A 20,882-nucleotide genomic window follows, 5' to 3' on the forward strand; every position below is an offset into this window, starting at 1 on the left:
CGGCTTCAGAATTCGTTAAGCCTGATGCCGCTCCGCGCTCGCGCTGAGTACCGGACGGCTCGCGTACTGCACCCGGACGCCGGGCGCCTCGTACGTCGCGGCCACCCAGGCGGTGCCGCCGAGCTGGTGCCCGTGGCGCATCAGCTCGGCGAGCCGGACGGACAGGCCGGACGGGTCGCCCGCCGCCGACGGCGGACAGTCGAGCGTCCCCACCGTGAGGTCGACCGGGCGTCCGTACCGGTCTTCGGGGCGGTAGTCGAGCAGCGAACGGATCGTCCGGTCGGCGGTGGCGCGGTCGGTCAGCAGAACGAACGCTCCGGCGCCGAAATGGCCCAGCCAGTTGCCTCGCCCGGTCGAGGAGGCGACCCGGCGCAGCACCGCAGCGGCCTCGACGACCAGCGCGTTGCCTGCCAGGAACCCTTCGGCCTCGATCACCGACTGCCGGTCGATCTCGATCCAGCTGATCGCGACCCCGCCGGGCTCGCGCACGCGGCGGCGCACGGTCTCGTCGACGACCTTGCCGCTGGGCAGCTCGGTGAGCGGGTCCAGCGAGATCGCGGCGTCGACCTGGTTGCGCTGCGAGGCGGTCAGCAGGTCGGCGACCCGGACGATGCCGACGCACCGCCCGTCGTGGTCGGCCACCACGAGGTCGTCGTACACCCGGCTGCGGGACCGCGACGTGACCAGCCGGATCGCCTCGGCGACCGGCGTGTCCGGCGCGACCAGCCGCGGCTTCACCGCGTGCTGCAGGACGCTGCGCCGGGCGTGCAGCGCGTGCCCGAACGGCCCGCTGGCCGCCAGCATGAACGTGCCGCGCGGGATGACGCCGGCGATCTGGCCCGCGTCGTCGATCAGGACGACGGTCAGCAGGTCCTCGTCCAGGCCGAACACCTCGCGGATCTCGTCGCCGGACGCGTCGACGGAGGCGGACATCGCGCGGCGCAGCAGTTCCCGGAGCGTCTGGCCCTCGAACGCGTCGCTGCCGGCCTCGGCAGCCACCGGCTGTTCGTCGGCGAGCAACGGCGGCACTCCGACGACGTCGCTCCAGTGACTCTCCGGGTCGCCGAAGTAGCTTCCCTGGCCGTAGCCGACTCCGATCGAGCGCAGCGTCGAGACCGAGGCAGCGGTGTCCACGCCGGTCGCCATCAGCGTCGCTCCGAGTTTGCGGGCGAACAGCACGGACGCCTCGACCACCGCCGACGCCTCGGGGTACTCGCCGAGCGCGGAGACGACGGTCCGGTGGACCTTGATCACCTGCGGGTGGATCGCGGCGAGCACGGAGAGCGACCCGTGGAACGCACCGACATCGTCGATGCCGATCGAGAACCCGTGTCGACGTAGTGCCGCGCACCGGCGGCGCAGGCTCACCACGTCGGTCATGCAGTGTTGTTCGGCGAGCAGGAGCGTGACGGTGTCGGGCGCGCGGCGGGTCGCGGCGCAGCGCTCGGCCAGCCGGTCGGGTAAGCCGGCGTCCCGCAGCAGAGCGTCCGGGTGCAGCGGGAGGTGGACCGCCGTCGGCAGCCCGGCGGCGAGGTCGAGGAGTCGGAGGGCGGCCTGCTCGGCGCCCGGCGGGTAGGCGCTCCCGATCAGGGAGACCTCGTGCGCCGGGACGCGGCCGCTGAACAAGTCGGCGACCGGCTGGTAGCCGATCGTCCCACCGGAGAACGGTGCGTCGAAATACTGAGTCGATTCCCCCACGGCATCAGTATTCAGCCGCTCCCGTGGCCACAGCTATACCCGCTGACCAGCGTTAACTCTGACTCCGGCCGCCGTTCACCCGGACGACCGCGCTGCTTTATCCGGGTGACGATCGGGTACTGGCCGATCACCGGGCGAGGCGGCGCGCCAGTAGCCAGCCGAGCGCGATGCCGATCACGTCGGCCAGTGCGTCCCACGGGCTGGCCGAGCGGTTGAGCGCCGGGGCGGCTTGCACGACCTCGGAGACGACCGCGTACAGCGCCAGCGTCGGCAGCAGCCACGCCGCCCGCACCCCGGCACGACTGCCGGTCAGCGCCAACGCGGCGAACAACGCGCCGTGCACGAGCTTGTCGGTTCCAGGCGGGAACCCGGAGGGAACATCATCATTAGGAAGAAAAAGAACAAAGAGACTAATAACGATTACGACGACGAAGGACGCCTGCCCGCTGCGGCGCGCCTTCTCAGCTTTACCTAGCATCTCCTTGCGAAACACCTTCCCTACACCTCGACGTCACCAGGGGTTCACGTGCGCTTCCGGCTCCGCCCCACCGAGACCGTCTTTTACGACTTCTTCAGCCAGGCCGCCGACAACCTGGTGAAGGGGGCGGACATCCTCGGTGAGCTCAGCCTGCCCACCCCGGACTTCCAGTCGATCTCCGACCGGCTCAAGGAAATCGAGCACGCCAACGACGAGGTTACGCACGAACTGCTGCGGAAGCTGAACTCGACATTCGTGACGCCGTTCGACCGCGAGGACATCTACCGGCTGGGCTCGCTGCTCGACGACGTCATGGACCACATGGAGGGCGCCGGAAACCTGGTCTACCTCTACGGCCTCTCGCAACTGCCCAACCTGCCCCGGGAGATGCACGAGCTGATCGAGACGCTCAGCCGCGCGGCCCAGCTCACCGCGTCCGCGATGCCGCGCCTGCAGTCGCTCAAGGACCTCGAGTCGTACTGGATCGAGGCCAACCGGATCGAGAACGAGGGTGACCACGCGTACCGGATGCTGCTCGTCCGGCTGTTCAGCGGGGAGTACGACGCGCTGACCGTGATGAAGCTCAAGGAGGTGGCCGACGAGCTGGAGGCGGCCGCCGATGCGTTCGAGCACGTCGCGAACACGGTCGAGACGATCGCCGTCAAGGAGTCCTGACCGGTGGAGATCCTCCCGGTCCTCGCGATCATCGTCATCGCGCTGGCGTTCGACTACACCAACGGTTTCCACGACGCAGCGAACGCGATCGCCACGTCGGTCTCCACCCGCGCGCTCACGCCGAGAGCCGCGCTGATCATGGCCGCGGTGGCCAACTTCGCCGGTGCGCTGCTCGGCACCGACGTCGCCAAGACCGTCGGCGAGGGCATCGTCTCGGCCCCGACCGGCGGCGAAGGCCTGCTGCTGGTGTTCAGCGCACTGTTCGGTGCGATCGTCTGGAACCTCATCACGTGGTACTTCGGGCTACCGTCGTCGTCCTCACACGCGCTGATCGGCGGCCTGGTAGGTGCGGCGCTCTCCTCCGACGCGATCGTCAAGTGGGCCGGCGTCTTCGACAAGGTCGTCATCCCGATGATCTTCTCGCCGCTCGTCGGCTTCGGCCTCGGATACCTTCTGATGCTCGCGATCCTCTGGGCGTTCCGGCGGGCGCACCCGGCGAAGATGAGCCGGGGCTTCCGGTACGCCCAGACCGTCTCGGCCGGCGCGATGGCGCTCGGGCACGGCCTGCAGGATGCCCAGAAGACGATGGGCGTGATCGTCCTGGCGCTGGTCGTCGGCGGATACCAGACGGGTTTCGAGGTGCCGCTCTGGGTGGTCACCGTGGTCGCGTTGGCACTCGCGGCCGGGACGTACGCCGGTGGGTGGCGGATCATGCGGACGCTCGGCCGCCGGATCATCCACCTCGACCCGCCTCGCGGTTTCGCCGCCGAGACGGCCGGCGCGGCCGTGCTCTACACGACTGCGTACGTGTTCCACGTGCCGATCTCGACGACGCACACGATCACCTCGTCGGTGATGGGTGTCGGGGCGACGAAGCGGCTGTCGGCGGTGCGGTGGGGTGTTGCGACGAACATCGTCACGGCCTGGGTGCTGACGATTCCCGCCGCGGCGCTGGTGGCCGCCGCCCTCGAATCGATCCTCCACCCTCTGATGTTCTGAAACAGGTTCACTCGTACCACCGAGTTGCGCTAGCCTCGCCTCGTCGGTTGTTATCGTGCACGCGAGGAGGAGTCGACATGATCGCGCTGCCGTATGACTGGCACCAGCCACCGTCCGGTGTCTGGACCCTGCGTGATGTCGAGCGCCTCCCCGAAGGCTCCCGGGTCGAGGTCATCGATGGAGCCTTGACCGTGAATCCGAGCCCCCTCCCGATTCACCAGCGGATCAGTCGTCGGCTGGCGAATGCGATCGAGCGCCAGCTTCCGCCCCGATGGCAAGTCGAGATCGAAATCGATGTCCTGCTCAACCTGGAGCCGCTGGACTACGTCGCTCCCGACGTGGTGGTGTTCGGCGCCGACGTGCCGTTGACGACCCGACCCATCCCGGCCGAACAGTTCGCGCTCGTCGTCGAAGTGGTGTCGCCCGGCTCCCGGCGTCGAGACCGCGGAAGCAAGCCGCTCATTTATGCCCACGCCGGCGTGCCCTATTACTGGCGGATCGAGGGCGAGCCGGTCGGCGCCAAGGGGCCGACGGTGCACGTGTTCAGCGAGCCGGGCGACGACGGATACCGCGACGAGCAGGCCTACACCGGGCGGTTGCGCACACGCTCGCCGTTCCCGATCGAGCTCGATCTGGACGAGTTGGAGCGGTCGAAGGACAAGCGCTCCTAGCTGAGTTTTTCGTCGCGTTCTCGGGGGAGCTCGCCGGTGACCAGGTAGACGACGCCGTCGGCGATCGAGACCGCGTGGTCGGCGAACCGCTCGTAATACCGCCCCAGCAGCGCCACGTCGATCGCCGACTCGACGCCGTACGGCCAGTTGTCGAGCAGCATCCGGAACAGCGTCCGGCGCAGGCCGTCCATCGCATCGTCGTCGATTGCGAGCCGTCCGGCGTCCGCAGCGTCCGTGGAGTGCAGCACCGCACCGGCGCTCTGTGCCATCCGGGTCGCGACCTCGCCCATCCGCCGGATCAGCGGGAACAACTCGTCCGGCACGGCGTACGCGGGGTGCCGCCGCACGGCCACCTTCGCGACGTGGTTGGCCAACGACCCCATCCGGTGGATGTCACCGCCGACCTTGATCGCCATCACCATCGTGCGCAGATCACTGGCCACCGGCTGCTGCAGAGCCAGCACCTCGTACGTCTGGTCCTCCACCGCGCGGCGCGCGGCCTCGAGCCGCCCGGCCTGCGCCGCCACGTCTTCGGCGACCACGAGGTCGGCACCGAGCAGCGCGACGGTCGCCCGTTCCATCGCGGCCGCGGCCATGTCCGTCATATCGGCCAGCGCTCCGCGGATCGCGTCCAGCTGGCCGTGAAATCCCTCGCGCACCTGTCACCCTTCGAGCAGCCCCGACGCCGACGCCGGACGGCAGGATCGCCGAAACATACCCGCGCCCGGCCCACCCAACCGAAGTCGGGCGGACCGGGCGCGGCCGGGCTCGAACTCAGGCCTCGGCGGCCACGCCGGTGACGAGGTACACCACCGCGTCGGCGATCGCGACCGCGTGGTCGGCGAACCGCTCGTAGTATCGCCCGAGCAGCGCGGCGTCGGCGGCAGCCTCGGCGCCGTGCGGCCAGTCGCCGGCGATCTGGCGGAACAGGTCCAGACGCAACCGGTCGACGGTGTCGTCCTTGCTCGCCAGGCGAGCCGCGTCCTCGGTGTCCCGCGAACGCAGCGCCGCCGCCGCGTCGACCGCCATCTCCCGGGCGACCTCACCCATCTGCCGGAAGACCGGCGCGAGCGAGTCCGGGACGACCGACGCGGGGTGCCGCCGCTCGGCGGTCTCGGCGACGTGCGCGGCCAGCGAACCCATCCGCTCGATGTTGGCCCCGAGCCGGACGACCGTCACCAGCACCCGCAGGTCGGACGCCACCGGTGCCTGCAGTGCCAGCAGGTGGTAGGCGTTGCTTTCGAGCTCGGCCAGGCGCGTCCGTAACGCCTGGTTCTGCTCCAGAGCGGTCTTGGCCGCGGTCAGGTCGGCCTCGAGCAGCGCCACGGTGGCGCGCTCGATCGCCGCCGCAGCACCGTCGGCCAGCTCCGCGAGGGTGTCCTCGGCCGCCGCCAAGGCATTACGGAATTCATCCCGCACGGGAATGTCTCCTGAGGTAGAGGTGGGCGTCGGCGATCAGCCGAAGCGACCCGTGATGTAGTCCTCGGTGCGCTTGTCGGTGGGGTTGGTGAAGATCTTCTGGGTGTCGTCCATCTCCACGAGCTTGCCGGGCTTGCCGACGGCGGAGAGGTTGAAGAAGCCGGTCCGCTCGCTGACACGCGCGGCCTGCTGCATGTTGTGCGTGACGATCACGATCGTGTAGTCGGTCTTGAGCTGCTGGATCAGGTCCTCGATGGCCAGCGTCGAGATCGGGTCCAGCGCCGAGCACGGCTCGTCCATCAGCAGGACCTCCGGCTCGACCGCGATCGCGCGGGCGATGCAGAGCCGCTGCTGCTGACCACCGGAGAGGCCGGCACCGGGCTTCTTCAGCCGGTCCTTGACCTCGTTCCAGAGGTTCGCGCCCTTGAGCGACTTCTCCACGGTGTCGTCCAGGACGCTCTTCTTCTGCCGGCCCTGGAGCTTCAGGCCCGCGATGACGTTGTCGTAAATCGACATCGTCGGGAACGGGTTCGGGCGCTGGAACACCATGCCGATCGTGCGGCGGACGTTCACCGGGTCGACCGAGGAAGCGTAGATGTCCTCGCCCTCCAGCAGCACCTTGCCCTCGACCCGCGCACCCGGGATGACCTCGTGCATCCGGTTGAGCGTGCGCAGCACGGTGGACTTACCGCAGCCGGACGGGCCGATGAACGCGGTGACCGAGCGCGGCTCGATCGACATCGACACGCCCTCGACCGCGAGGAAGCTGCCGTAGTAGATGTTGACGTCTTTGACTTCGATCGCCTTGGACATGGCGGTGCCTCTTTCGGGGTTACGTCAGGGGTTGGACCGGCGGCGCCGACTCAGCCACGGGCCTTGGTGAACCGCCCGACGAACCGGGCGAGCAGGTTGAAGATCATGATGATCGCGATCAGCGTGACCGCCGCGCCCCACGCACGGGCGGTGCCCGGCGCGTCCGCGTTGCCGGCCGCGCTGCCGAGCTGCGAGTAGATGAACGTCGGCAGCGTCGACATGGCATCCGTGGTCGGATCGAAGTTGATCTTTGCCTGGGTGCCGACGAGCAGCAGCAGCGGTGCGGTCTCGCCCATCGCACGGGCGATCGCCAGCATGACGCCGGTGACGATGCCGCTGAACGCGGTCGGCAGCACGACCCGGACGATCGTCTTCCACTTCGGCACACCGAGCGCGTACGACGCCTCACGCAGCTCGTGCGGGACCAGTCGGAGGATCTCCTCGGTCGACCGGACGATGACCGGCAGCATCAGGATGACCAGCGAGAGCGCACCGGCGAACCCGGACTTCTGGAAGCCGAGGGTGAGCAGCCAGAACGTGAAGATGAACAGACCCGCGACGATCGAGGGGATACCGGTCATGACGTCGACGAAGAAGCTGACCAGCCGGGCGAACTTCTTCCCCTCGCCGTACTCGACCAGGTAGACCGCGGTCAGGACGCCGATCGGCACCGCGAACACGGCCGCGATCCCGGTGACGATCAGCGTGCCGATGATCGCGTGGTACGCGCCGCCGCCGAAGCTGTCCTCGCTGATCGTGAACATCGAGTGGGTGAGGAACCCACCGTTGATGACGCTGAGGCCCTTGGACAGCGTGTAGTAGATGATCGAGAACAGCGGCGCGATCGCGAGGATGAACGCCGAGTAGACGAACGTCGTGAACAGCCGGTCGGTCGCCTGCCTGCGGCCCTCGACCGCGAAGCTGACGCCGGTCAGCACGAGGACGAACAGCAGCGCCGACAGCACCGCGAACCGGGCCACGTTGAAGCTGTCGCCGGTGAACGCGAAGATCAGCGCACTGAGGACGATGGAGCCGGCGCCGATCGCCCACGTGGACCAGTTCGGCAACTTCTGCCCGCGGAGATTGCTCTCCCGCAGCTCGTCGGGGGAAGCCTGGAGAGTAGCCATGATCAGGCCTCCTTCTTGCGCCGCACGATGAGCTGCGACAGAGAGTTGACGATCAGCGTGATGACGAACAGGCAGAGACCGGACGCGATGAGCGCGCTGGTGCCGATCTCGCCGGCCTCGTCGTACTTGTTCGCGATGTTCGACGCGAACGTGACGCCGCCGTTCTCGGTGATGTGGATGCTCACGTTGTAGGCGCTGGCCAGGATGATCGTGACCGCGAGCGTCTCGCCGAGCGCGCGCCCGAGGCCGAGGATCGCGGCGGAAACCATGCCGGCACGGCCGAACGGCAGCACCGAGAGTCGGATCATCTCCCAGCGCGTCGCACCCAGCGCCAGCGCACCCTCCACATGGGCCGGCGGGACCTGGCGGAAGACCTCGCGGGTGATCGCCGCGACGATCGGCAGGATCATCACCGCGAGCACGATGCCGACGGTGAAGTCCGATCGGTTGCCGGGAATGTCGTCCGGCCGGTAGTCGAACAGCGGGATCCAGCCGAGGTACTGGTCCAGGAAGAGCGTCAGACCGGTCATGTTCGGGACGAGGAAGAACAGACCCCAGAGGCCGTAGACGACCGACGGCACCGCGGCGAGCAGGTCGACCAGGTAGGCCAGACCCTGCGAGAGGCGACGCGGCGCGTAGAACGTGATGAACAGCGCGATACCGATCGCGACCGGAACCGCGATGAGCATCGCGATGATGCCGGTGACGACCGTGTGGTAGGTCAGCGCGGCGATACCGAACACCGACGGACCACCGGGCTCGGGCGGGTCCGGAGTCCACGTCTTCTCGGTGAAGAAGTTGCCGTCGTTCGACGTGAACGCATCGATCGACTTGTAGACCAGGAACGCGGCGATCGCGCCCATGATCAAGAGCAGAATGGCCCCGGCGCCGGTCGAGATGAACTTGAAGGCCGCGTCACCACCGCGGGTCGACTTCTGTCCACCCAGCCCGCTGGACTTGTCCGGCGCGGTCCCCCGACGGTCAGGGGGTGCGGGGGCAGTAGCGGTGGTGGCTGGTTGCGTGGAGGGGTCAGCCATGACGAACATCCTCTGGACGAGCGGCCGCGGGGGCCTGGGGGCAATAAAGTCTGCACGCGCCCGGGCCGGGTGAGGACGATGCGGTCCTCACCCGGCCCAGGCCGACGGACAACTCAGGCGTTGCTAGGTCAGGCGATCGCGGCGGCCGCGGTCTGGGCCTTGGTCAGCAGGTCGGCCGGCAGCTTCGAGTAGCCGGCGTCCGCCGCAGCGGTCTGCCCGGCGTCGCTGACCACGTAGCTGAGGAAGCCCTTGGTCAGCTTGACCTCGTCGGCGGTGAGGCCCTTCTCGCAGGTGATCTGGTAGGTCACGAGCACGGCCGGGTACGCGCCGGCCTCCTTGAGACCGTAGTTCAGCTTCAGCTTCAGGTTGTTGCCGTCGAAGTCCTGCTCGGCGGCGGCGATCGCCTTACCGACGGTCTCGTCGGAGATCTCGACGGCGCCGGCACCGGTGTCGAGCGCGGCGGCCTTCAGGCTGTTCTTCTTGGCGTCGGGGGCGTCGACGTAGGAGATCGAGCCGTCCTTGCCGGTCACCGCGGAGACAACGCCGGCCGAGTCGGGCGCGCCGGTGCCGACGGTGCCCTTCCAGCCCTTACCGGTGCCGAGCTTCCAGGTCTCCGGGGTCTGCGCCTCGAGGAACTTGGTGAAGTTGTCGGTGGTGCCCGAGTCCTTCGAGCGGAAGACGATCGAGATCGCGGTCGACGGCAGGGTCACGCCGGAGTTGGTCTTGGCGATCGCCGGGTCGTTCCAGGTCTTGATCTGGCCCTGGAAGATCTTCGAGATCGTGGCCGGGTCGAGCGTCAGCTTGTCGACGCCGTTCACGTTGAAGACGATCGCGACGGCGGTCGCCACACCCGGGATGTTGATGGCCTTGCCGGTCTTGCAGCGCGCGTCAGCGGCGGTCTGCTCGTCGTCCTTGAGGGCGGAGTCCGAACCGGCGAACGCGACCTTGCCGGCCGTGAACTCCTTGACGCCCGCGCCGGAACCGGTGGGGCTGTAGTTGATCTGCGCGCCACAGTCCTTGGCGTACGCCGTCGTCCAGGCGTTCATCGCGGTCTTCTGGGCGGACGAGCCGGAAGCGGAGATCTGGCCCTCCGCGCAGTTCGGGTTGCTGCTCGCGCTGCCGTCAGAACTCGCGGTCTCGGTGTTGTCCGAACCACAGGCGGAGATGGCGAGCAGGCTGGCAAGCGCAATCCCGGCGATGGCGCCAGTGCGGTGCAGCTTCACGTTCAAGTCCCTCCGAGGGGTTACTGCCCAGTCCTCTGGGGCCGGCTTCCGTCGCCGGTCGTTCGGAACGCTAGGTAGCGAAAGTGACGCGCTCCCCGGGCCTAAATGAACGCACGGTGAACACCGCAGGTTCCGGAATTAACCGTCTCTGCACAGGTCAGTGGCCATTAGGTGAACGAGATCACGCGCCGCGATCACAATCCCGCATCGGCCGGAACTTCCTCACGCTGAGTAGTTTCGGACAAAAATTCCCAAAGCGGGCGGGCGTCACGTGTAGAGCCGCAGGTTACCCACGGAATACGGAAATTGCACTAATGCCTCTGACGGACACTACCGACGGTGCGGAAGCGCTCGCCGCGGCTGAAGTTAGCAGCATCACGGTGGCTCGGATGCGAGGCCTAGGGCCGAACCACAGCCGCCGAACCGCCGCCTCGACGACTGGGCTCGGCCGCCGCGACGATACGGCCGTCCCGCAAGAACTCGACGGCAGCCACGGCACCGATCTCCGCGACGTCGGTGAACGACCAGCCGAGTGCAGTCAGCGCAGCCGTGTCGAACCCGGGCTCGGCCTCGACGGCCGCCCCGTTACGGCCGGACGCCCGGGGCGCCGCGATCGCCTGCGGCAGCGTCAGCCCCCGGTCCAGCCGGCCGAGCAGCACCTGCAGCACGGTCGTGATGATCGTCGCGCCGCCAGGCGAGCCGAGTGCGAGCAGCGGCTTGCCGTGGTCGAGAACGATCGTCGGGGCCATCGAGCTGCGCGGACGCTTGCCCGGCCCGGGCAGGTTCGGGTCCGGGGCGCCCGGGGTCACCGGCGTGAAGCTGAAGTCGGTGAGCTCGTTGTTGAGCAGGAAACCCCGCCCGGGAACCGTGATCGCCGACCCGCCGGTCTGCTCGATCGTCAGCGTGTAGGCGACGACGTTGCCCCACTTGTCGGCGACGGTCAGGTGCGTCGTCGAGGGCCCCTCGTACGCGGCGCCGGACGGAGCACCGGCGGGCTGGGCGCAGTCCGAGCCCGCGGTGCGCGGGTCACCCGGTGCCTGCGGGGTGGTCAGCGCCTTCTCCGGGTCGACCAAGCAGGCCCTGGTCGCGGCGAACCGGTCGGAGAGCAGCTCCCGCACCGGCACATCGACTGCCGCCGGATCACCCACCCAGCGATTGCGGTCGGCGAACGCCAGGGTGGTCGCGGCCAGGTAGCGGTGCAGGTACTGGGTCTGATCGACGCCCTTCAGGCCGACGCGTTCGAGGATGTTGAGCGCCTCCCCTACGGTGGTGCCGCCGGAGGACGGTGGCGCCATGCTGAACACGTCCAGACCGCGGTAACCGACGCGGGTCGGTGCCCGGAACGGCGCTGTATAGCGGGCCAGGTCGGCTGCGGTGAGCTGACCCTTGCGCACGATTCGAGTGGCAGCCGGGTCGACCGGCGGGTTCTGCGCGGTCCGGACGACGTCCGCACCGATCGGACCGGTGTAGAACTGCCGCACTCCACCGCGCGCCAGCTGCTCGTACGTCCGTGCCAGGTCGGGGTTGCGCAGCGTGGTGCCGATGGTCGGCGGCTGGCCACCCGGCAGGAACAGCGCGCGGGTCGCCGGGAAGTCGGCGAAGCGGGCCGCGTTCGCCGCAGTCTGCGCCCGGAACGTCGTGTCGACCACGAAGCCCTTCTTCGCCAGGGCGGTGGCCGGCGCCAGCGACTGGGACAGTGAGCGAGTGCCCCAGGTGTCGAGCGCCTGCTGCCAGGTCAGCGGGGTGCCGGGGACGCCGACGGAGAGGCCGCTGGTCACCGCCTCCGCGAACGGGATCGCGGTGCCGTTCTCGGTGAAGACCGTCGGCGTGAAGCTCGCCGGTGCGGTCTCGCGGCCGTCGATCGTGCTGATCTTCTTGCGCTTGGCGTCGTAGTAGACAAAAAAGCCGCCGCCGCCGATGCCGGCCGAGTACGGCTCGGTGACGCCGAGCGCGGCGGCGGTGGCGATCGCCGCGTCGACCGCGTTGCCGCCGCGACGGAGAACCTCGATGCCGATCGCGGTGGCGTCCGGGTCGACCGACGAGACAGCGCCACCGTGTCCTACCGCGGTGGGGCGACCCTGGGGTGGGGTGGCGGCAACCGCGGGGACCGCAGTCACCAGCGCGAGCGCGGTCACCACGCCTCCGGACAGCGCACCGAGGAACCGACGCTTCTTCGCCACGGGGGCCTCCCCAGCGCAGACGACCGTCCTTTGGAGAAGGACTGTGCCCGATCCGCCGAGGTTCAACCCCCGGATCGGCCACGGTTGAGACGGCGGATCGCGCGTGCCGTGAGGCCCGCCGCGAGGAACGACGCGCTGATCAGGCCGACCGCGAGCATCGCCTCCAGCGGGCCGGGAGGCCGAGGCGTGCTGGTCGTCGCGGCGAGGTGCCGCGCCGAGGCGTCAACGGCACGCGCCGGAACCTCCACAGCCCGGCCCGGCCCTTCGGTAGCCCGATCGGCAGCGCGACCCGCCACCTCCGCAGCGCGGCCCGGGACATCCGCGGCGCGACCCGGCCCTTCGGCGGCCCGGCCCGGGACATCGGCGGCGCGACCCGGCCCATCCGCAGCGCGGCCCGAGACATCGGCAGGCCGGCCCGGGACATCGGCAGCGCGGCCCGGGACATCGGCGGCCCAGCCTGGCACATCGGCGGCGTGGCCCGGGGCATCGGCGGCCGGGACACGGGTGGGCGGCAGGGCCGGGCTGGACGTGGTCGCGCTCGGCGCGTGCGGGCCCACCGCGGGGAGACGCGGCGAACGGAGGCGCGGCGGGCGAAGCCCGGCGGCCGGAGGCCGGTCGAACGCCAACGGCGCGGACGCGGCGGGCAAGCGCTGCGGAAGCCTGGCGACCGGAGGTCCGGCCGGGGCGATCAGCAGCGGATCCGCCGCAGCGTGCTCACCCGCAGACGCCGCCGCCCGCCCCGAAGCCCCCGAAGCCGCCGCCCTAGCCGGCGCCGACCCCGCCGCAGCCGAAGGCGACACCGCTCCCACCGCCGGCCCCGGCGGCGTCCCCACCCCCGCCACGGGCACAGACGACACCGCCCCAGGCGCAGGCGACACCGCAGGCAGCGCCGCCGCCGCAGGCGAAGCCGCAGTCGCGGGTGGCGTCGCGGACGCGGACGCGGGCGTGCGCGCGGCCGAGTTCGTGCCTGCGGGCGCGGCCGCTGGGGATTCCGTGGCCGCGACCGAGCTGCTGTCCGCGGAGGCGGCCGCTTCCCTGGGCGGGGCCGCTTCCCTGGGCGGGGCAGCTTCCCTGGGCAGGGCTGGGGGCGGTTGGGCGGCTCGGGTTGTGGGGGCGGGGACCGCGCATCGGGCGGTGGCGAGCCGCAGCGTGCCGAGTTCGACCGGCGCGAGGGCCTGCGCTGTCGCGACGATCCGCACCTCGACTGCGGTGCGCGCTCCCCTCTCGTCCACCGCGGTGTGTTTGTGCAGTTCGGCCCGGACCTGCACCCCATCGGCGCGAGGCGGCGCGTACTCACGGACACCGGAGACGACCGCGTTCGCGGTCGGCGCGGCCGACCCCGGACACCGCACCTGCGCGTCGACCCGTTCAACGCGCAGCAGCACTGCACCGAGCGCGGCGAACTCGAAGCGGTCAAGAGCGGCGGTCGCGCCGGACTGGCCGGTAGAAGCAGCCCGGACGACCCCACGCGCGACCAGCCTGCCCGCATCGATGGTGACCTGACCAGCGGTGGCGCCCTCGCGCTCGAGGCCGGTAAACCGCACCGACCGTACTTCGGCGGCACGGAGCTCCGCGCTCAGAACCGTGGCCTCCGGCTCACGAGTGTCCGCGCTCGCCGATCGATCCCCGACCGCGGACGCGAGCGCCCCCGCGCACAGCACGCACAACCCAGCCGACCAACGCCTCATGCCCCTTAACGTACGGATTGGGCTTTTGGCCTGTTAAGTCACCGCACGGGTGCAGTTCGGTTGCTACCGATTCGAGTACATGACGTGCGTCTCGCACACCTCGAACCCGAGCCCGGCATACACGCGGACAGCGCGCTCGTTCGACTCGTCGACGTACAAGACTCCCTCGGTCGCACCTGCGCGCGCCAGGTGCTCGAGGCCGGCGATCGTGAGTGCGGTGCCCAGCCGGAGGCCCTGCGCATCCGGATCGACGCCCACGACGTACACCTCACCCTCCGGGCCGGGGGTGCCGTCGGGGCTGAGCTCCCGCTTCGTCCAGTGGTAGCCGAGCACGTCGTCTCCGCGCACGGCCAGCAGGAAACCCGCAGCGTCGAACCAGGGCTCGCGCTGGCGCACCTCCAGGTCGTGCTGGGTCCACTTCCCCTGCTCCGGATGGGAGGCGAAGGCCCGTGCGTTGACGCGCAGCCAGGCGGCGTCGTCCGCCCCGACGACAAACGACCGCAGCCGGACGTCGTCCGGCAACCGGACCGGCGGCAGCGGACGCTCCAGCGACCGACACATCTTGGACAGCACCCGCGACCGCTGCAGCCCCAGCGAGCCGGCCAGCGCGACGGCGGCCGGGTGCTCACCGTGCGCCCAGATCGCGAGCGGCCCGTGGGCAGCCGCGAGCGCCGACTCCACAAGCCGCCGCCCGAAACCCTGGCCACGGGCGGCCGGATGCACGACGACCTCGCCGGACGCCGGGTCACCCGGCGCGACCTGCGCGTAGCCGGCGATCTCGTCGCCCTCACGCGCGAAGAGATGAACGACGTCCGGGTACTCGGCGGGATTTTTCAGCGCGAGGATCGTCTGCTCGGAGAGCGGTCCGACGCCGTCGGTCGCGGTTGCCGCCTCGTTCAGAGCCAGTACCGCTTTGATCTCCGCCGGACCCGGGAATTCACCAGTCGCCACGCCCGGAACTGTAGGGCGTCAGACGACGCTGAGGATCGGGTCGGACTCGGGCAGGGTCCGCGGCGGCGGCGTGACGAACTTGTACCCGACCTGCCGCACGGTGCCGATCAGCGCCTCGTGCTCGCTGCCGAGCTTGGCACGCAGACGACGGACGTGAACGTCGACGGTGCGCGTGCCACCGAAGTAGTCGTAGCCCCAGACCTCGCGGAGCAGCTGGTCACGGGTGAAAACCCGGCCCGGGTGCTGGGCGAGGAAGCGAAGAAGCTCGAACTCCTTGTAGGTGAGGTCGAGCGGCCGGCCCTTGATCCGGGCCGAGTAGGTCTGCGGGTCGATGACCAGCTCGCCCGCGCGGACGACGCCGGGCTCATCGTCCGCGGCCTCGTTGCCGTTCTTGCCGGTCGCGAGCCGGAGGCGAGCCTCGACCTCGGCCGGGCCGGCCGTCGTGAGCAGGATGTCGTCGACGCCCCACTCGGCGTTGAGGGCGACCAGACCGCCCTCGGTGAGCACGGCGAACAGCGGAACGGTGAGGCCGGTGGTGCGCAGCAGCCGACAGGTCGACCGGGCGCCGGCCAGGTCGCCACGGGCGTCCACCATGACGGCGTCGGGGGTCGGGCCACCGAGCAATGCCTTCAGGTCGCGCGGAGCGGTCCGGACGGTGTGTCCAAGAAGATCCAGGGCGGGAAGGACGGTCGCGGCCTCGGCTTCGACGCCTGCCGTCATCAGGAGGATTTCCATGGGCCACCTCCGGTGTAGCGATCCGGTCGGGCGGCGCTGCCCAGGTCAGCCCCGCTACGCGCGGTCCGGGGCGTTACGGGCAGGATAACAACAGTGGACAGCGGAGAACCGGTGCTCCTTCTCACAGAGGACCAGATTCAGCTTTTCGGTTCATGGTGGCCAGCCGCATCGGTAGCCGGACGAGGCACTTCCGAGGGCCGATCCGAGCGCACTTCCGACACTTTGATCATTTTCGTTCCCGGCTTCACCGGTCACGCGCGTGTTGCCGCAGTGCGACGGCTCGTCGTCCGATTGCGGCGTCGAGCCGACGTTTTTGTCATCGAACTGCGCGGGCACGGACGCAGCGGCGGCTTGTCGGCGATGGGCGGCCCGGAGGTCGCCGACGTGGCCGCCGCCGTGGAGTGGGCACGCCGGAAGGGTTACCCCCGGGTGGTGACCGTCGGCTTCTCGTTCGGCGCCGCGGTCGCGCTGTGCCATGCCGCGGTCCGCGGAGGCGTCGACGCGGTGGCCGCGGTCAGCACCCCGTCACGGTGGTTCGTGCGGGACACCCCGTCGATGCGAGCGGTACACGTGTTGATCGAGAGCCTGCCGGGGCGGCTCGTGGCCCGCACGTTCTTCAAGGTGCGGCTGGCACCGATCACGCTGGCGGTCCCGCCGTCGCCGCTGGAGCTGATGCCGGCGATCGCCCCCACACCGGTACTCCTCGTGCACGGGCTGATCGACCACTACTTCCCGATCGAGCACCCGCTCGCGCTCGCCGCTGCAGCGGGTGACAACGCGACCGTCTGGCTGGAGCCGGATTTTGCGCACGCGGAGAACCGGCTGCCGGTGCGGCTGGCCGATCGACTCGGACGCTGGCTGCTCGAACCGGGCACCCCGTGACCACCGACGACGCCTCTGGGGTCTGGCACGATCGGGGCGTGCAGCCGCGTCCCCGATCTGAACCGTTGGGCTCGGAGCCGCTCGGTGACGCATCGATTACTGAGGGTGCCAGCCTGGTGACCAGCGCTGCGACGGTCGCCGGAGTCACCGCGCTCGTCGGCGGCGCGGTTCTCGGCGGTGCCGCGTTCGCCGGACCGCTCCCGTACGCGATCGCGATCCTGCTCGCCCAGCTGGCGCTGGTCGGCGCCTGGTGTCTGGTGACCCGCCCGCCGGGGACGCGCGGCACGGCCGTCGTCGGGGTGCTCACCGCGATCGCGGCCGACGCCGTCGCGCTAGCCACCGGCGAACGCGGAGCAGGCGGGCTGGTCGCGGTGCTCGCGTGCGCGTTCGGCGCGACGACGTTCACCCAGCTGGCCCGCGGGGTCAAGCGGCGCAACGTCACCGAGGCGTTCGGGTCGACGCTGACGATGGCGGTCGCGGTGATCGCGCTCGCGGCGACCGTCGCGCTGCGGCAGGCCGAGAATCCCGACCTCGTGGCGCTGATCGTGGCCGCGGCCGCTGTGGCGATGGTGATCGCGCGGTTGGCCGACCTGGTGCTGCCGCGTCCGGCCGCCCACCGGGACGTGCCGCGCGGCGTGGTGGGACTCGCGCTGGGGAGTGCGGTGGCCGCCGGGGCGTCGGCGCTCGCCGTCCAGCTCGGGCTGAACCTCGCGCTCGGCCCAGCGACGCTGGTCGGGTGGTTGGTCGGCACCGCGGCGGTACTCGCCGACCTCGGCGTCGACTTCGCGCGTGCCGGCCGGATCGCCGCGGGCGGCCGACCGACCGGCGGCCTGGCCGGTCCCGCGCTGGGACCGCTGGTGGCCCTCGCGGTCGCGGCCCCGATCGGTTACCTGGCCGGCCTGACCCTCTGACCCCGGGCCTGACATCCTGACCCGGGCCTGGCGTCCGCCTGGTACACACGGCGTCTGACGTCGATCGCCTGGAGGACGTGTATGGCAGCCGGAAAGCGGCGGGGCACCGGCTGCCTCGTCCTGGTTGTGATCCTGCTGGTCGTGGTGTGCGGTGGTGCGGTTGCGCTCGACCGTGTCGTCGCCAATGCCGCCGAGGGCCGGTTGACCGACGCGGTCGCCCAGAACCTGCGCGACAACGGCACTCCGGCGGCGAGCACCGACGTGGAGACCGTCGGCTTCCCGTTCATCACCCAGCTGATCTCGGGGAACTTCGACGGCGCCGACGTCCACCTGACGAACGTCACCACACCGCAGGGCAAGGTCGACCGCGTCGACCTCCAGCTGCGGGACGTCTCGATCCCGCAGGACGTGCTGCGCGGCGGTGCGCTGCACGACGTCACCGCCGATCGCATCACGGGCACCGGGCGACTCAGCGTCGACGAGGTGGCACGCCGGCTCGGGCTGGAGGGGCTGAAGCTGGAGAGCTCCGGGTCCGCCCTGCGGGCGACCCTGCCGGTCGCGATCCCCGTCGTCGGCACGGTCGACGTGCAGGCGGACGTCACGCCCAAGCTGAACGGCGACACGCTGACGTTCGACGTCGGCTCGGTCAGCGCGGCGGGTGTCACGGTGCCGACCGCGGTCGTCGACCGGATCACCGACCAGTTCGCCCAGCCGGTGGCGCTCCAGCTGCCGTTCGAGGTAAAGCTCGACAAGGTGACCGCGAGCAACGGCTCGCTGGCCGTCACCGGCAGCGCGACGAACGTCCCACTGGTTCAGTAGCGGGAAGGGTCCCGGCGCGCCGGGTGTTGCGGCGGTCATGGACAGCGTGTGGGTGCGGGTCGTCGTGCTCGTGGTGGTGCTGGCCGCCGCGACCGTCGGCGGCCTGGTGTGGCGCGCCCGCACCGGCCGCGTCCGCCCGGTCGCGGCCGCCGACCCGCCCGCAGCCCCGATCCCGACCCCGGCCGCGAGGGCTGAGGCGGCCGGCTCGCCCGCCGGCCAGGCCGCCGGAGCCGAGGCCAGCGCCGTTGGAGGCGCGGCTGGGGCCGAGGCGGCTGGGGCCGAGGCGGCTGGAGTCGGGGCCGAGGCTGCGGCCGGGGCCGGGGTGTGGGCGCAGCTGGGGATCGAGCCCGGGAACGCCGCGGTCACGCTGGTGCAGTTCTCGTCGGCGTTCTGCGCGCCCTGCCGGGCGACTCGCCAGGTCTTGAAAGACGTGGTCAGCCGCCTTCCGGAGACCGCACACGTCGAGGTTGACGCCGAATCGCACCTGGACGTCGTCCGAGTGCTCGACGTTCGGAGCACCCCGACGACGCTGCTGGTCGACCGCAACGGGCGGATCGCCGGCCGTGCCGTGGGACAACCGCGCCGGGACGACGTCCTCGCCGCGGTCGGCCCGTTTCTTTCTCCGGGCCCATAAATCCCCGTTTACGGGTAGGAATTCCACGCCAGCCGATTGGTTGTCCCGCACATCAGGAGCCGCGTCCCGCATTTCGGGACAGGGGTCGTCGAGCGTTTGCTACGCTGACCCCCATGAGCTCCCTGCTCACGAAGCGCCGCGCGGTAGACCTCTGCCGTGTCGGTAGCTGCCTGTGTCCCCCGGCCTGACGCCGGGCGATGCGCGCTGAGCACCTCTCCGCTCCGCTGACCGCGTGACCGTCGCCCTGACAACCCCAGCCCCTGGATGTCAGGAGATTCATGTCGAAGTTATCCCCTCCGCACGTTGACCCACGCGGGCCGCGGTTCGCCGCCTGGGTGACCACGGCCGTCCTCGCGGTCGTCCTGGTCACCGGTTCCGGCTGGCTGGTCGCCGCGCAAGCAGTGGTGTTCGCTCTCGGCGCGTTCGTCGGCCTGGGCGTCGCACCGTACGGGGTGCTCTACCGCGTCCTGGTCGCACCGCGGCTCGCGCCGGCCACCGAGCGCGAGGACGCCGCCCCGGTGCGTTTCGCGCAGGGGGTCGGCTTCGTGTTCGCAACGGTCGCTGCCGTCGGTTACCTCGCCGGCGCGCCGGTCGTCGGAGTCGTGGCCACCGCAGGGGCGCTGGTCGCGGCGTTTCTCAACGCGGCGTTCGGGCTCTGCCTCGGTTGCCTCGCGTACCTTCGCGGGCGACTGCTGATTTCCCGCTTCACCCGGGCTCGCGCGGCGTGACGCCCCGCCGAGCGCACATCCTCCCCACCGACAAAACCCCACCCGAAGGAGTGTCTGCATGAGCCGCGAGTCCGCGCTCGTCTCGACCGACTGGGCCGAGAAGAACCTGAACGCCGAGAACACCGTGTTCGTTGAGGTTGACGAAGACACCACGGCCTACGACAACGGGCACATCCCCGGCGCGATCAAGCTGGACTGGAAGACCGATCTTCAGGACCCGGTGCGCCGCGACTTCGTCAACAAGGAGCAGTTCGAGGCCCTGCTTTCCAGCCGGGGCATCGGCAACGACGACACGGTCGTGCTCTACGGCGGCAACAACAACTGGTTCGCCGCGTACGCGTACTGGTACTTCAAGCTCTACGGCCACGACGCCGTCAAGCTGATCGACGGCGGCCGCAAGAAGTGGGAGCTCGACGGGCGTGAGCTCGTCAAGGACGTGCCGCAGCGGGCCGCGACCTCCTACACCGCCAAGGAGCAGGACACCTCGATCCGGGCCTTCCGTGACGAGGTCGTCGCCGCGATCGGCGTCAAGAACCTGGTCGACGTGCGCTCGCCCGACGAGTTCTCCGGCAAGCTGCTCGCCCCGGCGCACCTCCCGCAGGAGCAGTCGCAGCGGGGTGGCCACATCCCCACCGCGCTCAACGTGCCGTGGAGCAAGGCCGCCAACGAGGACGGAACGTTCAAGTCGGACGACGACCTCCGTAAGATCTACGGCGAGGTCGGCCTGGACGACAGCAAGGACACGATCGCTTACTGCCGGATCGGCGAGCGGTCGAGCCACACGTGGTTCGTGCTGCGCGAGCTCCTGGGCCACCAGAACGTGAAGAACTACGACGGTTCGTGGACCGAGTACGGTTCGCTGATCGGCGTTCCGATCGAGAAGGACGTCTAAATATGTGCGGAGCTCCTGAGCAAGGCAACGACCTGAGCACCGAAGGCATCGACACGACCAAGGAAACGGTCATCCAGGGCATCGTGACGTCCGGCGACGGTTCGCCGGTACCGAGCGCGTTCGTCCGGCTGCTCGACTCCACCGGCGAGTTCACCGCCGAGGTCGTCTCGTCGGCGACTGGCCAGTTCCGGTTCTTCGCGGCGCCGGGCGAATGGACGGTCCGGGCGCTCCACTCGAACAAGTCCGGCCAGACCGCGGTCTCGGCCGACAAGGGTGTGAACCAGGCCAGCCTCGTTCTTGCCTGATCCACGCTGCACGACGA

Annotated in this window: 23 protein-coding genes; 11 read left to right on the forward strand and 12 right to left on the reverse strand. The window is 70.1% G+C overall.

What is annotated here, in order from left to right; all coding sequences use genetic code 11:
- Window positions 1–15: 15 nt before the first annotated feature.
- Both BUB75_RS32470 and BUB75_RS32475 read right to left on the reverse strand, forming a co-directional pair.
- The gene (locus tag BUB75_RS32470) at window positions 16–1,698 is read right to left on the reverse strand and encodes a GGDEF domain-containing protein (RefSeq protein WP_073262424.1); all 1,683 of its coding nucleotides are present in this window, start codon (window positions 1,696–1,698) and stop codon (window positions 16–18) included.
- Between the two features lie 127 nt (window positions 1,699–1,825).
- Window positions 1,826–2,191 (reverse strand): VanZ family protein, encoded by a 366-nt coding sequence (locus BUB75_RS32475; RefSeq protein ID WP_218617904.1) that lies wholly within the window; start codon window positions 2,189–2,191, stop codon window positions 1,826–1,828.
- Between the two features lie 33 nt (window positions 2,192–2,224).
- Between BUB75_RS32475 and BUB75_RS32480 the strand changes: the two genes are divergently transcribed.
- The 3 genes from BUB75_RS32480 to BUB75_RS32490 all read left to right on the forward strand — a co-directional run bounded on the left by BUB75_RS32480 (window position 2,225) and on the right by BUB75_RS32490 (window position 4,521).
- A complete protein-coding gene (locus BUB75_RS32480; RefSeq protein ID WP_073262426.1) occupies window positions 2,225–2,851 on the forward strand; it encodes a DUF47 domain-containing protein in 627 nt (208 codons plus the stop codon).
- Between the two features lie 3 nt (window positions 2,852–2,854).
- Window positions 2,855–3,850, forward strand: coding sequence for an inorganic phosphate transporter (locus BUB75_RS32485; RefSeq protein WP_073262428.1), 996 nt, complete (start codon window positions 2,855–2,857; stop codon window positions 3,848–3,850).
- Window positions 3,851–3,927: 77 nt separating this feature from the next.
- Window positions 3,928–4,521: a Uma2 family endonuclease gene (locus BUB75_RS32490; RefSeq protein ID WP_084741963.1), complete on the forward strand. Its 594-nt coding sequence runs from the start codon at window positions 3,928–3,930 to the stop codon at window positions 4,519–4,521.
- On the opposite strand, the gene phoU (BUB75_RS32495) is transcribed toward BUB75_RS32490, so the two are convergent.
- The 10 genes from phoU (BUB75_RS32495) to BUB75_RS32540 all read right to left on the reverse strand — a co-directional run bounded on the left by phoU (BUB75_RS32495) (window position 4,518) and on the right by BUB75_RS32540 (window position 15,694).
- Window positions 4,518–5,180: a phosphate signaling complex protein PhoU gene (gene phoU, locus BUB75_RS32495; RefSeq protein WP_073262430.1), complete on the reverse strand. Its 663-nt coding sequence runs from the start codon at window positions 5,178–5,180 to the stop codon at window positions 4,518–4,520. The two genes, BUB75_RS32490 and phoU (BUB75_RS32495), sit on opposite strands and share 4 nt — an antisense overlap.
- A gap of 115 nt (window positions 5,181–5,295) precedes the next feature.
- On the reverse strand, window positions 5,296–5,940 hold the full coding sequence (phoU, locus tag BUB75_RS32500) for a phosphate signaling complex protein PhoU (protein WP_073262432.1): 645 nt from the start codon (window positions 5,938–5,940) through the stop codon (window positions 5,296–5,298).
- Between the two features lie 36 nt (window positions 5,941–5,976).
- On the reverse strand, window positions 5,977–6,753 hold the full coding sequence (gene pstB, locus BUB75_RS32505; protein ID WP_073262434.1) for a phosphate ABC transporter ATP-binding protein PstB: 777 nt from the start codon (window positions 6,751–6,753) through the stop codon (window positions 5,977–5,979).
- A gap of 50 nt (window positions 6,754–6,803) precedes the next feature.
- The gene (pstA, locus tag BUB75_RS32510) at window positions 6,804–7,880 is read right to left on the reverse strand and encodes a phosphate ABC transporter permease PstA (protein WP_073262436.1); all 1,077 of its coding nucleotides are present in this window, start codon (window positions 7,878–7,880) and stop codon (window positions 6,804–6,806) included.
- A gap of 2 nt (window positions 7,881–7,882) precedes the next feature.
- Window positions 7,883–8,917, reverse strand: coding sequence for a phosphate ABC transporter permease subunit PstC (gene pstC / locus BUB75_RS32515; protein ID WP_143175538.1), 1,035 nt, complete (start codon window positions 8,915–8,917; stop codon window positions 7,883–7,885).
- Between the two features lie 128 nt (window positions 8,918–9,045).
- A complete protein-coding gene (gene pstS, locus BUB75_RS32520) occupies window positions 9,046–10,140 on the reverse strand; it encodes a phosphate ABC transporter substrate-binding protein PstS (RefSeq protein WP_073262440.1) in 1,095 nt (364 codons plus the stop codon).
- A gap of 398 nt (window positions 10,141–10,538) precedes the next feature.
- Window positions 10,539–12,320 (reverse strand): gamma-glutamyltransferase, encoded by a 1,782-nt coding sequence (ggt, locus tag BUB75_RS32525; protein ID WP_073262442.1) that lies wholly within the window; start codon window positions 12,318–12,320, stop codon window positions 10,539–10,541.
- Window positions 12,321–12,382: 62 nt separating this feature from the next.
- Window positions 12,383–14,008, reverse strand: coding sequence for a hypothetical protein (locus tag BUB75_RS45680; protein WP_143175539.1), 1,626 nt, complete (start codon window positions 14,006–14,008; stop codon window positions 12,383–12,385).
- Window positions 14,009–14,071: 63 nt separating this feature from the next.
- Entirely contained in the window at window positions 14,072–14,959 is an 888-nt protein-coding gene (gene mshD / locus BUB75_RS32535) for a mycothiol synthase (protein WP_073262446.1), read from the reverse strand.
- An 18-nt stretch (window positions 14,960–14,977) separates the two neighbouring features.
- On the reverse strand, window positions 14,978–15,694 hold the full coding sequence (locus tag BUB75_RS32540) for a winged helix-turn-helix transcriptional regulator (protein ID WP_073262448.1): 717 nt from the start codon (window positions 15,692–15,694) through the stop codon (window positions 14,978–14,980).
- Between the two features lie 111 nt (window positions 15,695–15,805).
- On the opposite strand from BUB75_RS32540, the gene BUB75_RS32545 reads away from it, so the two are divergent.
- The 8 genes from BUB75_RS32545 (at window position 15,806) to BUB75_RS32575 (ending at window position 20,865) form a co-directional block, all read left to right on the forward strand.
- Window positions 15,806–16,576, forward strand: coding sequence for an alpha/beta hydrolase family protein (locus BUB75_RS32545; protein ID WP_281248407.1), 771 nt, complete (start codon window positions 15,806–15,808; stop codon window positions 16,574–16,576).
- 116 nt (window positions 16,577–16,692) lie between these two features.
- Window positions 16,693–17,487, forward strand: coding sequence for a hypothetical protein (locus tag BUB75_RS32550; RefSeq protein WP_073262452.1), 795 nt, complete (start codon window positions 16,693–16,695; stop codon window positions 17,485–17,487).
- Window positions 17,488–17,568: 81 nt separating this feature from the next.
- Complete coding sequence (locus BUB75_RS32555) at window positions 17,569–18,306, forward strand: LmeA family phospholipid-binding protein (protein WP_073262454.1); 738 nt, start codon at window positions 17,569–17,571, stop codon at window positions 18,304–18,306.
- A 37-nt stretch (window positions 18,307–18,343) separates the two neighbouring features.
- A complete protein-coding gene (locus tag BUB75_RS44530) occupies window positions 18,344–18,940 on the forward strand; it encodes a TlpA family protein disulfide reductase (protein WP_084741964.1) in 597 nt (198 codons plus the stop codon).
- A gap of 113 nt (window positions 18,941–19,053) precedes the next feature.
- Window positions 19,054–19,128, forward strand: a complete 75-nt coding sequence (locus BUB75_RS48930) for an Ms5788A family Cys-rich leader peptide (protein WP_376981956.1) — start codon at window positions 19,054–19,056, stop codon at window positions 19,126–19,128.
- A gap of 90 nt (window positions 19,129–19,218) precedes the next feature.
- Window positions 19,219–19,668, forward strand: coding sequence for a DUF4395 domain-containing protein (locus BUB75_RS32565; protein ID WP_073262456.1), 450 nt, complete (start codon window positions 19,219–19,221; stop codon window positions 19,666–19,668).
- Window positions 19,669–19,726: 58 nt separating this feature from the next.
- Window positions 19,727–20,560, forward strand: a complete 834-nt coding sequence (locus BUB75_RS32570) for a sulfurtransferase (protein ID WP_073262458.1) — start codon at window positions 19,727–19,729, stop codon at window positions 20,558–20,560.
- 2 nt (window positions 20,561–20,562) lie between these two features.
- Window positions 20,563–20,865, forward strand: coding sequence for a DUF1416 domain-containing protein (locus tag BUB75_RS32575; protein WP_073262460.1), 303 nt, complete (start codon window positions 20,563–20,565; stop codon window positions 20,863–20,865).
- The last annotated feature ends 17 nt before the right edge of the window (window positions 20,866–20,882 follow it).

It is taken from the genome of Cryptosporangium aurantiacum, from assembly GCF_900143005.1.
GTDB lineage: Bacteria > Actinomycetota > Actinomycetes > Mycobacteriales > Cryptosporangiaceae > Cryptosporangium > Cryptosporangium aurantiacum.

Bases quoted from the DNA above. Each gene is read 5' to 3' on its own strand.
- BUB75_RS44530 (WP_084741964.1), top strand. From the start codon at position 18,344: ATGGACAGCGTGTGGGTGCGGGTCGTCGTGCTCGTGGTGGTGCTGGCC.
- BUB75_RS32565 (WP_073262456.1), top strand. From the start codon at position 19,219: ATGTCGAAGTTATCCCCTCCGCACGTTGACCCACGCGGGCCGCGGTTC.
- BUB75_RS32540 (WP_073262448.1), bottom strand. From the start codon at position 15,694: ATGGAAATCCTCCTGATGACGGCAGGCGTCGAAGCCGAGGCCGCGACC.
- BUB75_RS45680 (WP_143175539.1), bottom strand. From the start codon at position 14,008: ATGAGGCGTTGGTCGGCTGGGTTGTGCGTGCTGTGCGCGGGGGCGCTC.
- BUB75_RS32575 (WP_073262460.1), top strand. From the start codon at position 20,563: ATGTGCGGAGCTCCTGAGCAAGGCAACGACCTGAGCACCGAAGGCATC.
- BUB75_RS32555 (WP_073262454.1), top strand. From the start codon at position 17,569: ATGGCAGCCGGAAAGCGGCGGGGCACCGGCTGCCTCGTCCTGGTTGTG.
- BUB75_RS32490 (WP_084741963.1), top strand. From the start codon at position 3,928: ATGATCGCGCTGCCGTATGACTGGCACCAGCCACCGTCCGGTGTCTGG.
- BUB75_RS32570 (WP_073262458.1), top strand. From the start codon at position 19,727: ATGAGCCGCGAGTCCGCGCTCGTCTCGACCGACTGGGCCGAGAAGAAC.
- pstA (WP_073262436.1), bottom strand. From the start codon at position 7,880: ATGGCTACTCTCCAGGCTTCCCCCGACGAGCTGCGGGAGAGCAATCTC.
- pstC (WP_143175538.1), bottom strand. From the start codon at position 8,917: ATGGCTGACCCCTCCACGCAACCAGCCACCACCGCTACTGCCCCCGCA.
- pstB (WP_073262434.1), bottom strand. From the start codon at position 6,753: ATGTCCAAGGCGATCGAAGTCAAAGACGTCAACATCTACTACGGCAGC.